This window comes from Mycobacterium zoologicum (assembly GCF_020181635.2).
Taxonomy (GTDB): Bacteria; Actinomycetota; Actinomycetes; order Mycobacteriales; family Mycobacteriaceae; genus Mycobacterium; species Mycobacterium zoologicum.
Genome location: NZ_JAYJJS010000019.1, coordinates 84,087 through 94,504 on the forward strand (window position 1 = coordinate 84,087; position 10,418 = coordinate 94,504).

9 protein-coding genes are annotated in these 10,418 nt (G+C 69.8%); 4 read left to right on the forward strand and 5 right to left on the reverse strand.

The features are described from left to right. A complete protein-coding gene (locus K6T84_RS16000; protein WP_225401099.1) occupies positions 1 to 2,004 on the reverse strand; it encodes a M13 family metallopeptidase in 2,004 nt (667 codons plus the stop codon). 52 nt (positions 2,005 to 2,056) lie between these two features. Here K6T84_RS16000 and K6T84_RS16005 point away from each other — a divergent pair, with 52 nt between their 5' ends. Both K6T84_RS16005 and K6T84_RS16010 read left to right on the forward strand, forming a co-directional pair. After that, positions 2,057 to 2,761, forward strand: a complete 705-nt coding sequence (locus K6T84_RS16005) for an Rv1363c family protein (RefSeq protein ID WP_224864016.1) — start codon at positions 2,057 to 2,059, stop codon at positions 2,759 to 2,761. Further along, positions 2,758 to 3,480, forward strand: a complete 723-nt coding sequence (locus tag K6T84_RS16010; protein WP_225401100.1) for a hypothetical protein — start codon at positions 2,758 to 2,760, stop codon at positions 3,478 to 3,480. Before K6T84_RS16005 ends, K6T84_RS16010 begins: the two co-directional genes overlap by 4 nt. A 6-nt stretch (positions 3,481 to 3,486) precedes the next feature. On the opposite strand, the gene K6T84_RS16015 is transcribed toward K6T84_RS16010, so the two are convergent. Both K6T84_RS16015 and K6T84_RS16020 read right to left on the reverse strand, forming a co-directional pair. Further along, on the reverse strand, positions 3,487 to 3,963 hold the full coding sequence (locus K6T84_RS16015; protein ID WP_224864018.1) for an XRE family transcriptional regulator: 477 nt from the start codon (positions 3,961 to 3,963) through the stop codon (positions 3,487 to 3,489). After that, a complete protein-coding gene (locus tag K6T84_RS16020; RefSeq protein WP_225401101.1) occupies positions 3,960 to 6,938 on the reverse strand; it encodes an MMPL family transporter in 2,979 nt (992 codons plus the stop codon). The genes K6T84_RS16015 and K6T84_RS16020 overlap by 4 nt, the downstream gene beginning before the upstream one ends. A 259-nt stretch (positions 6,939 to 7,197) precedes the next feature. Between K6T84_RS16020 and K6T84_RS16025 the strand changes: the two genes are divergently transcribed. Next, positions 7,198 to 7,632 (forward strand): hemophore, encoded by a 435-nt coding sequence (locus tag K6T84_RS16025; protein WP_225401102.1) that lies wholly within the window; start codon positions 7,198 to 7,200, stop codon positions 7,630 to 7,632. On the opposite strand, the gene K6T84_RS16030 is transcribed toward K6T84_RS16025, so the two are convergent. Then, the gene (locus K6T84_RS16030; protein ID WP_224864021.1) at positions 7,544 to 8,644 is read right to left on the reverse strand and encodes a lysylphosphatidylglycerol synthase transmembrane domain-containing protein; all 1,101 of its coding nucleotides are present in this window, start codon (positions 8,642 to 8,644) and stop codon (positions 7,544 to 7,546) included. The genes K6T84_RS16025 and K6T84_RS16030 overlap by 89 nt on opposite strands. A 78-nt stretch (positions 8,645 to 8,722) precedes the next feature. Between K6T84_RS16030 and K6T84_RS16035 the strand changes: the two genes are divergently transcribed. Then, on the forward strand, positions 8,723 to 9,793 hold the full coding sequence (locus K6T84_RS16035) for an AI-2E family transporter (RefSeq protein ID WP_224864022.1): 1,071 nt from the start codon (positions 8,723 to 8,725) through the stop codon (positions 9,791 to 9,793). 55 nt (positions 9,794 to 9,848) lie between these two features. Here the strand turns inward: K6T84_RS16035 and K6T84_RS16040 are convergent, their stop codons facing one another. Beyond that, the gene (locus K6T84_RS16040) at positions 9,849 to 10,304 is read right to left on the reverse strand and encodes a hypothetical protein (protein ID WP_304621301.1); all 456 of its coding nucleotides are present in this window, start codon (positions 10,302 to 10,304) and stop codon (positions 9,849 to 9,851) included. Between the last annotated feature and the right edge of the window lie 114 nt (positions 10,305 to 10,418).

The window sequence follows — 10,418 nt, forward strand, 5'->3', positions numbered from 1 at the left end:
TCAGTTCCAGATGCGCACCCGCTGTGCGGGTTCCAGGAACAGCGTGTCGTCGCCAGCGACGTCGAAGGCTTCATAGAAGGCGTCGATGTTGCGGATCACCCCGTTGCAGCGGAACTCAGGCGGTGAATGCGGGTCGGTCGCCAGCCGCCGGATCGCTTCGGCGTCACGGGATTTGGTGCGCCACACCTGGGCCCAGCCATAGAAAACTCGTTGTACACCCGTCAATCCGCCGATCACCGGGGCTTCGGTGCCGTCCAGTGACAACTCATACGCCAGCAGCGCAATGGACAGCCCACCCAGGTCGCCGATGTTCTCCCCGACGGTGAAAGCGCCGTTCACGTGCTGCCCGCCATGGGAAGTGCCCAGCGCCCGCGGCACATACGCCTCGTACTGCTCGATCAGAGCCGTCGTGCGCAGCCCGAACTCGGCGCGGTCGGCGTCGGTCCACCAGTCCACCAGGTTGCCGTCGCCGTCGTACTTGGCGCCCTGGTCGTCGAAGCCGTGGCCGATCTCATGGCCGATCACCGCGCCGATGCCGCCATAGTTGGCCGCGTCGTCGGCGTCGGCGTCGAAGAACGGCGGCTGCAGGATCGCGGCCGGGAAGACGATCTCGTTCATCCCCGGGTTGTAGTAGGCGTTGACGGTCTGTGGCGTCATGAACCACTCGTCGCGATCCACCTCCGCTCCCAGCTTGGCCAGCTCGCGGTCGTAGTTCACCGCGTAACCGCGCAGATAGTTGCCGTACAGGTCGGCCGGATCGGTGACCAGCGCCGAGTAGTCCCGCCACTTCGCGGGATAGCCGACCTTGGCGGTGAACTTGTCCAGCTTGGCCAGTGCCCGTTCCCGGGTCTCCTGCGTCATCCAGTCCAGATTGGTGATGCTGACCCGGTAGGCCCGGCGCAGGTTCGCCACCAGCTCATCGATGCGCGCCTTGGCGTCTGGCGGGAAATGCTTTGCCACATAGAGTTTTCCGACAGTGTCGCCCATCAGCGACTCGACCACCGACACGGCGCGTTTCCACCGGTCGCGGATCTGCTCGGTGCCCGACAGTCGCCGCCCGTAGAACGCGAAGTCCTCGGCGACCACCTCGTCGGTCAGCAGTCCGGCCCGGGCGTGGATGAGCCGCCAGCGCGCCCAGTCCTGCCAGTCGGCGAACTCCGCGCCTGCCCACAGGCTCGCGAACGCCGTCAGGTAGTCCGGCTGGCGCACCACCAGTTCGGCGGCGGCTCCGGAGGCACCGGCGGGCACCCCCAGAGCCTCGGCCCAGCCCGCCCAGTCGAAGCCGGGCGCCTCGGCCGGCAGTTCGGCGAACGCGCGCAGGTTATAGGTCAGGTCCGCGTCGCGGCGCTTCACCACGTCCCAGTGGGCGCCGGCCAGCCGGGTCTCCAAGGCGACGATCCGGCCGGCGGTTGCGGCATGCTCGCTGGGATTCCCGCCGTACACCAGCGCGAACATCGCCGCGATGTGACCGGGGTAGGCGGCCAGGATCTCGGCGTGCTGCTCCTCGCGGTAGTAGGACTCGTCGGGCAGGCCGATACCGGACTGGTTCAGATGCAGCAGGTAGCGGCTGGAGTCCTTGGAGTCGGTGTCCACATACAGCCCGACGCCGCCGCCGGTTCCGCGACGCTGGCAGCCGCCCAGCACCCGGGCCAGCGCGCCGAGGTCGTCGGCGCTGTCGATGGCCGCCAGCTCGCGGCGCACCGGCTCCAACCCGGCCGCCTGCACCGCCTGCTCGTCGAGGAAGCTGGCGTACAGGTCGCCGATCCTGCGCTGGTCGGTACCGGCGGGCGCACTCGATGAGACGGCTTCGGTGAGCAGCTCGCGGACCTGGGCCTCGGCCCGGTCGAACAGGGTGCGGAACGCGCCGTCGGTGGCGCGATCCGGCGGCATCTCGTAGTCGTCGAGCCAGCGTCCGTTCACATGGCCGAACAGATCGTCCTGGGGCCGGACGCCGCTGTCGAGGTAGCTGAGGTCGAGGCCGGAGCGGGCAACTGCAGGGGTCATCGCGCCCATCCTTCCACGCCGAACGGTGTGTGCGTCCTGTAGCGTCACCGCCATGCCTGACGAGGAGCAGCCCGACGAAACCACGTACGTGGACGACGAGCTCATCGACGCCGACGAGCCCGCTACCGAAGAGGTCCACGCCGACGAGACGGCCTCGGACAAGCCCGCCAAGAAGGCCGGCCACGCCAAGGCGGCGGCTGGGGCCTCTGCGGCCGGCGCTTCCCGGGGCGGAATCTTCTCCCGGCTCGGGCTGGTGTCGGCGTTACTCGGGCTGGTGGCGGTGGCCGGGCTGGTCTTCTCCCTGATCACCTGGTCGGCGCACCGCGACGACGTCAACGAGCGGGCCTACCGCAGTCGGGTCCTGCAGACCGCGGCCAGCTGGACCAGCGTGCTGATCAACCTGAACGCCGAGAACGTCGAGAAGGGAATGTCGCGGCTGCGTGACAAGACCGTCGGCGAACTCAAGGCCGAGTTCGACGCCGCTCTGGCCCCCTACCGGGACGTGGTGCAGCGCATCGAGTCGCGCAGCAGTGGCCGGATCGAAGCGGTCGCCATCGAGTTGCAGCACATCGAGGACCCGAACGCCGGCGCCGAGCAGGCGCCCGGCCCCGGCCGCACCGACCCGGTGATGGTGATCGCCACGTCGATCGCGGAGAACGTCGGCGGCCGGCCGCAGACTGTGCACTGGGCGCTGCGCCTCGACGTCAGCGATGTCGACGGCAACCTGATGATCTCGCGATTGAGGGCGATCCGATGAACAAGTTGCTTAAGCTGCAGTCCCTGAAGTCGAGGACGACGTGGCGGGTACTGGGCGTTGACATCGCCGCGCCGCTGGCCGCGATCGGCGGCGTGCTGCTGCTCGGGTTGATGCTCGACTGGCCGCTGTGGTGGGTGTCGGCCTGCTCGGTGCTGGTACTGCTGATCGTCGAGGGCATGGTGGTGAACTTCCTGCTGCTGCGCCGCGACGGTGTCACGGTCGGCACCGACGACGAGCGGCCCGGCCTGCGCCTCGGGGTGGTCGCGCTGGCAGCCGCCGCCCTCGTCGCCTCGGCCGTACTGGGCTACCTGCGTTGGACGGAACCCGACCGCGCCCTGGAGGCGGACTCCACCGAGGTGGTCAAGACCGCCGCCGCCATGGCCCAGGCCGCCGCAACGGTCTCGCCGGCGGACCCGAACGCCTCCATCGAGAAGGCGGCCGCCTTCATGGTCCCCGACCGCGTCAACTCGTTCCGGGAGAGCATCGGCCGGAGCGCCACCGAAATGGCCAACCGCAACATCGCTGTCGACGCGGAGGCGCTCAGCGCGGGTGTCGAGGCGCTCGGGCCGTCGGCCGCCAGGGTCGCGGTGGTGCTGCGCAGCGTCCAGAGCGTGGCCAACCAGCAGGTCAAGCAGTCCGTGGTGCCGGTTCGGGTGATGCTGACCAAGCGTGACGGCCAGTGGATGGTCGTGGAGATGTCACCGATCCACGCCCGCTGACGCCGGTCAGTCGATGTCGGGCGCGTCCCGATTGTGCAGTTTGACGAATCGGTCGGACAGCCGACGCATCCGGATCATCAGCGATGCCGGCGGGTCCACCGAGCCGTCGAGGTAGTCGTCCAGATCGTCGGTGGGAACCCCGATCCTCGACGCGAACTCCCGGCGGCCCAGTCCGGACCGCTCGATCAGCAACCGCATGTGGCGACCCACCTCGGCGCGCTCGTTGGCCTCCATGTGGTTGCGGGTGCGGGCCAGCACCTCCGCCAGTGCTTTGGCGATGCCATAGGACTCGGTGCCTTCCAGCACCTCTTCGACCTGGCGGGCGGTGCGGCCGTAGGGGTCACGTTTGAGGGCCACCACGATCTGCTGCCAGGTGGCGATGTCACCGCTTTGCAGGGCAGAGCGGATGGCCGTCGTCGGCCAGAACTCAACCGGCCGGTCGGTGTCGGATCCACGGCTGCGTCGGTCGGCGGCCAACGTCACCTCGTCTCCTCCAGCATTGCCACCGCGACGGCCAGGCAGCGCTGGCGGACCTGGTCCCAGTCCGGCCGCTCACCTTCACCGGGGAACTCATCGTCGGGTTCGTCGGGTTCGGGCTCGGCGAGCCGACAGACCAGCTGCGTGGCCATCCATTGTCGTTCGGTCGGTTGACCAGAGTAGTACGTGTCGATTCCGGTGAGCGCCTCCGCAACGGTATCGGCGTCGAGCACACCGACGAGCTCGGCCAGTCCGACGTATTCGCTGCGGCGGTTGCGCGCCATGAGCAGGTAGCCGATCAGGCGCAGCGTCTCGGCTCCGGTGGGGATCTGCAGCCGGTCGCCGGTGGGAAGTTGGACCGCGGCGATCTCCATCGGGCGCCGCCGGGCCAGCACCGGGCCCTCCAGTCCGATTTCGTTGGCAGCCCAGGACTCGGTTTCCAGCGCGTCAAGCGCGATCGCGAGCCGCTTGCGCCACACGGTGACCGGATGCACCGGTCGCACCGCCCGGGGCTGTGCCCGGCCGGTGCCAGTGCGGGCCTGCCAGCCACCGGTCAGCCGGGCCAGCGCCTGGCTCACCACGGTGCCGCCCGACGGTGCCGATCCGGCTGCCACCGGCAACGCCCGCATCTTGACGGTGGCGACCTCGGCGTGGCCGCAGCCGCGCAGCGCCAGCGGGTCGCTGACGTAGACCGCGTCGGGGGCCAACTCCTTGAGCTTGGCCGCGGACTTCACCACCACCCGCAGGTCGGCGCTCGGGGTGATCAGGGCGGAGATGTCATCGGGGATCACCACGACGTCGCCCAGTTCCACCTTGGGCAGCGGCTTCTCGAAGTCCACCGACGGCAGAATCCACTTGAGCCAGCGCGGCAGCCACCAGTTCCACTGGTCGAACATCGCCATCAGGGCCGGAACCAGCACCAGGCGCACCACCGTGGCGTCCACCGCGATCGCCACCGCGCATGCCACACCCAGTTCGGCGACCAGCGGCATCCCGGCGAACGCGAAACCGATGAACATCGCGATCATGATCAGCGCGGCGCTGGTGATGGTGCGCGCGCTGGTGCTCACGCCGTAGGCGACCGCGTCGTGGGTGTTGCCGGACTGCAGGAACCGCTCGCGGATCCGGGTCAGCAGGAAGATCTCGTAGTCCATCGACAACCCGAACGTCATGGCCAGCACCAGCGGCGGGATGAAGCTGTCGATCGAACCGGTGGGTGCGAGCCCGAACCGCTCCAGCCAGCCCCACTGGAACACCGCCACCAGGCTGCCGTAGGCGGCGGCCACCGACAGCACCGTCATCACGACGCCCTTGAAGGCCAGGAACACCGACTGGATGGAGATCAGCAGCATCACGAACGCGATCAGCGCCACGAACACCAGCACCAGCGGTTCGGACGCGGCCACCCGGTCGTCGAAGTCCTTGATCAGCGCGGTCGGACCGCCGACATCCACCTGCACCGCAGGGGAACCGGCCACCTCGGGCACGTGCTCGCGCATCCAGTCGATGGTCGCCCGCGCGGCCATGTCCTCGGGATCGACCGACAGCACCGCCGAGAGCAGGCCGCTGCTGTTGTCGCTGCCGAATACCGGCGGGGACACCGAGGCGACATTGGGGGCGTGGGCCATCTGCTCGCGGATCGCGTTGAACGTCGCGGCGTGCGCGGGCGCCGACGCATCAGCGCCCGGGATGGTGACCAGCACCCGGACCGGCCCCAGCGCACCCGGTCCCAGCGCCTGGGCCGCCGCGGACACACCGCCGCGGATCTCGTGGGAGGAGTCGAACTGGTGCAGCATGCTGTTGCCCAGCGACAGCGACAGTGCCGGCGCCGCCAAGGTCAGCAGGAAGCCCGCGGTCACCAGGGCCGACGCCCACGGCCGGCGCATCACCGCCGCCGTCCAGCGGGTCCAGAAGCGCGACTGCGCAAGCTGCGGGCCGCGCGACCAGTGCAGCAACGCCGAGCGTTTGGCCACCGCCCGGCCGAACAAGGCCAGCACCACCGGCGTCAGGCTCACCGAGGCCAGCACCGCCACCGAGACCGCCAGGATGGCGCCGGTGGCCATCGACACCAGCACCGGGGTGTTGATCAGATAGATCCCGGTCAGGGACGCCACCACGGTCAGTCCGGAGAGCACCACGGCCAAACCGGACGTCGCCATCGCGGCGTCGGCGGCATCGTCGGGCTGGCGTCCGGCCCGCAGTTCCTCGCGGTAACGCATGAGGATGAACAGCGAGTAGTCGATCGCCAGCGCGATCCCGAACATCGACACCGTGGATGTGACGAACACCGACATCTGGGTGAACATCGACAGCAGGTAGACCAGCCCCATGGTGACGATCACCGTCGCGATCCCCAGTGCCAGTGGGATCGCGGCGGCCGCCAGTGAGCCGAACACCGCCAGCAGCACGACCAGCACGATCGGCAGGTTCCACTGCTCGGCGGCGGCGATGTCCTGCTTGGTCTTGGCCGACGCCGCCGCTCCCAGCGCGCCCTGGCCGATCACATACAGGTTCACCGAGCCGTTCTCGATCCGGCCGGGATGCTCGCCGGCGACACCGAGCCGGGACCGCAGCTTCTTGGCGACGTCGACGGCTCCGGTGTTGTCGAAGTCCAGCCGCAGCGACACCACGTAGGGCCGGTCCGGCCGTGGTGGAGGTTGGCCGTGGTCGGGCAGCACCGTGACGCTGGAAGTCGACCCGGCGACATTGCGCAGCAGTGCGACGGCGTTCTGCATGTCCTGATACGTGGCGTCGGCGCGCGGTGCAGCCACCAGGGCCAGCGGCGACGCGCCCTGCTCGGGGAAGTGGTCATGGAGCTGGTACTGCACGTGCAGCGATTGCGAGCCCTGCACCTCGAAGCCCCCGCCGGTGAGATGGCCGGACGCGGTGGAGGCCAGATACAGCGAGGGAATCACAGCCAGCAGCCACCCTGTGAAGACCACCCAGCGGTATCTGCGCAGGTTGCTGCTGAAGCGCATCATGAACTGCTGGATCTCGGTTCTCCCCGCTCTCGCCAGATCGCCGTCTCGCGTGCTGGCAGCCTACCGCAGTGCGGACCCGCGCCGGCGGTTTCTCCCCGCCGCTGAGCTGGTCCGATGCCGTCGCCGGCACCCGGGCTGTGACCCAGGCGACGTGCGCTTGAGGTGGCGACGGCCGGGGGTTGCTGACAGTATGGCGGAGGACCCCCGGCGATCATGGTCGATCCTGCCGATGCCATCTGGACATGTCCCAGGAGAAGTCTTGAACCCCACCCGTATTTCTGCCGCAGCTTCCGTTGTCGTGGGCGGCGCCGCCGCCGTGGTCGTGCTGGCCGCGCCGTCGGCGCCGTCGGCGACCGCGGCCAAGGACCCCTGCGTGGCCAGCGAGGTCGCCCGCACGGTCGGCAAGGCCATCACGTCCACCGGTGACTACCTGGACTCGCACCCGGACACCAATCAGGTGGTCACCGGTGCGCTGCAGCAGCCGCCCGGACCGCAGACCCTGGCCAACCTCAAGGGCTACTTCGACGCCAACCCGAAGGTCGGTGACGACCTGGCCAAGATCACCGCTTCGGTGACCGAGGTCAGCGACCAGTGCAAGTTGGCGGTCAACCTGCCGCAGGTGCTCGGGCTGCTGCAGGCCGCGCAGGCCCAGGGCGCGCTGCCCGGTGCTGCCCAACCGGTGGCGGTTCGCTAGCGGCGGCATCCCAGCCGTCGGCGTCGGTGCCGGTTCGAAACACTGCGAGGAACGCCACCCAGCCCACGACGGCGACCAGCAGCCAGCTGATCAGCCGGTAGATCAGGACGGCGGAGATCGCGTCGGGCAGACTCAGCCCGCTGGAGACCAGGCCCGGCACCAGCACTGCCTCGACGACCAGTAGCCCACCCGGAATCAGCGGAATCGCTCCGGCCGTGCGGGCGGCGGCGTAGGCGACCGCCAAGCCCGCCACCGATGCCCGCCCGCCGGTGGCATAGGCCGCGCAGGCCAGGCAGGCGACGTCGGCGACCCAGTTGAACAGCGACCAGCCGAACGCCACCGACGCCGCGCGGCGGCCCAGGCTGACCGACTCCAGCTGGGCGAGCATCCGCCGCCAGGTTCCCAGTCCGGTGTCAACGGGCTTGTCCCGCAATGAATTCACCCAGCGCAGCAACCGCACGCCGATGCCGTCGATCAGCTCCGGCCGGGCCGCCACGGTCTGCGCCAGCAGTAGCAACGCGATGAAGCCGCCGACGGTGAACAACAACGAGAACGGATTGTCCTTCGCGCCCAGCGCCACCGCGCCGCCCAGTCCCAGCAGTGCGAGCCCGACCGCCTGGAGCACCCCCGACATCACCAACTGCCAGGACGCCACCACCGGTGAGGCGCCCCACCGGCGTTGCTCGCGATACAGGAAGGTCGCCGAGAGCACCGGGCCGCCGGGCACCGTGGTGCTCAACGCGTTGGCGGCGTAGAACGCGGCCTCGGACCGCCACTGCGAGACCCGCACCCCCACCGAGTGCAGCAGGGTGCGCTGAATCTGCGCGAAGCTGTGCATGGACGCCGCCGCCGCCAGCACCGCGCCGAACAGCCAGCGGTTGTCGGCGCGCAGGACGCTGCGCCACGCGCCTGCCAGCTGATCCCACACCAGGGCCAGCTCAACGGTGAGTACCACCGCCAGCAGACCGAGGGCCGCGGGGCGTACCCAGCGGCGGATCACGTCGGCGGACACGGAATTAGACGTTAGCCGCGCGCGATCGATATGGAGTTACCCGATGTGGCACTGCGGCTGCATCGTTACGCTACCGGAATGTCAGTCAGCGCAGACGAATCCGTACATCCGACGGTAGTCAAGGCCGCCGCGTGGGCCTGGCGGCTGCTGGTGCTGTTCGCCGCAGTCCTGGTGGTGCTGCTGGTGGTGCGGCGCCTGGAGGTGATCGTCGTTCCGGTGGCGCTGGCCTTGATGATGTCGGCGTTGCTGCTGCCCGGCGTGGACTGGCTGGACCGGCGCGGGACACCCCGGGGCCTGGCGGTGTTCCTGCTGCTGCTCGGCGGTCTGGCGGCGCTGGCCGGGCTGTTGAGTTTCGTGGTCGACCAGTTCATCGACGGCGTGCCTGGTCTGGTCGACCAGGTCACCGCGGTGGTCAACTCCACTCAGCACTGGCTGGTCGAGGGGCCGCTGCACCTGAGCAGCGAGCAGATCGCCAACGTCGGCGACACCGTGGTCAACGGGCTGCGCAGCAATCAGGCCAAGCTGACCAGTGGCGCGCTGTCGACGGCCGAGACCCTCACCAAGATCGTCACCGGCGCCTTCGTCGTGCTGTTCACGCTGATCTTCTTCCTCTACGGCGGCCGGGACATCTGGCGGTTCACGGTGCGGTTCTTCCCCGGCGACGTGCGCGAGCGGGTGCATGCCGCCGGCATCGCCGGCTTCGAGTCGCTGATCGGCTACGTTCGCGCCACCTTCCTGGTGGCACTGGTCGACGCCGTCGGCATAGGTATCGGGCTGGCGATCATGGCGGTACCGCTGGCGCTGCCGCTGGCGTCGCTGGTGTTCCTGGGGGCCTTCATCCCGCTGGTCGGTGCGGTGCTCACCGGACTGCTGGCGGTGCTGGTCGCGCTGATCGCCAAGGGCTGGATCTACGGGCTGATCACCCTGGGGCTGATCATCGCGGTCAACCAGTTGGAGGCCCACGTGCTACAGCCGCTGGTGATGGGGCGCGCGGTGTCGATACATCCGCTGGCGGTGGTGCTGGGCATCTCGACCGGGGGCATCCTGGCCGGGATCGTCGGCGCGCTGCTCGCCGTCCCGACGATCGCGTTCATCGATCGGGCGGTGCGGGCGCTGCTGTCCTCGGGTGTCGAACCGGCGGACGGGTAAAGGCGGCGGTCCAGCTTCGCCTCTCCTTCGTCGAGGCTCGCTGACCGCCGGGAAGTCAGTACCGGCCCTCCCGGCGCAGCAGCTCCGCCGCACTGAGGCCGCCGGCGGTGCCGCGTCGCTTCGGGTCCTCCGGCGTCGCCTCGCCGGCCTGATCGCTCGCGGCGGTGAGCTTTTCGGTGGCCGGGCCCTCCGATGCGCTCTGCACCGGGATGGCGGTGGTGGCGTCACTCTCCGTCGGTACCGACAGCGCCCGGGTCGCGTCGTCGGCCGGCGGCGCATCCGCGCTGCGCAGCCGTGTCGTCGCCGCGTCCCGGCCGCCGCGCAGCTCACCGAGCCAGGACTCGATCTCGCGCTCGGAACCCTCGGGTTCTTTCGGGTCTTTGGCGGGGGTCTCGACCTTTTCGGTGACCGCCTCGGCGGCGGTGAAGCGGGTGGTGGGCTCGGCCGGTCCGGCATTGATCCGGCTGGTCCGGGCGTTCGACGGGTTGCCGGTGACCGGCCGGGTGGGCAACTGCTCGGTTGCCCGCGGCCGGGGCTGGCCCGGGGCGGGGTGGGTGGGGTCGTGCGTGGGCCGTGGGGGGGGGGGGGGGGGGGGGGGGGGGGGGGGGGGGGGGGGGGGGGGGGG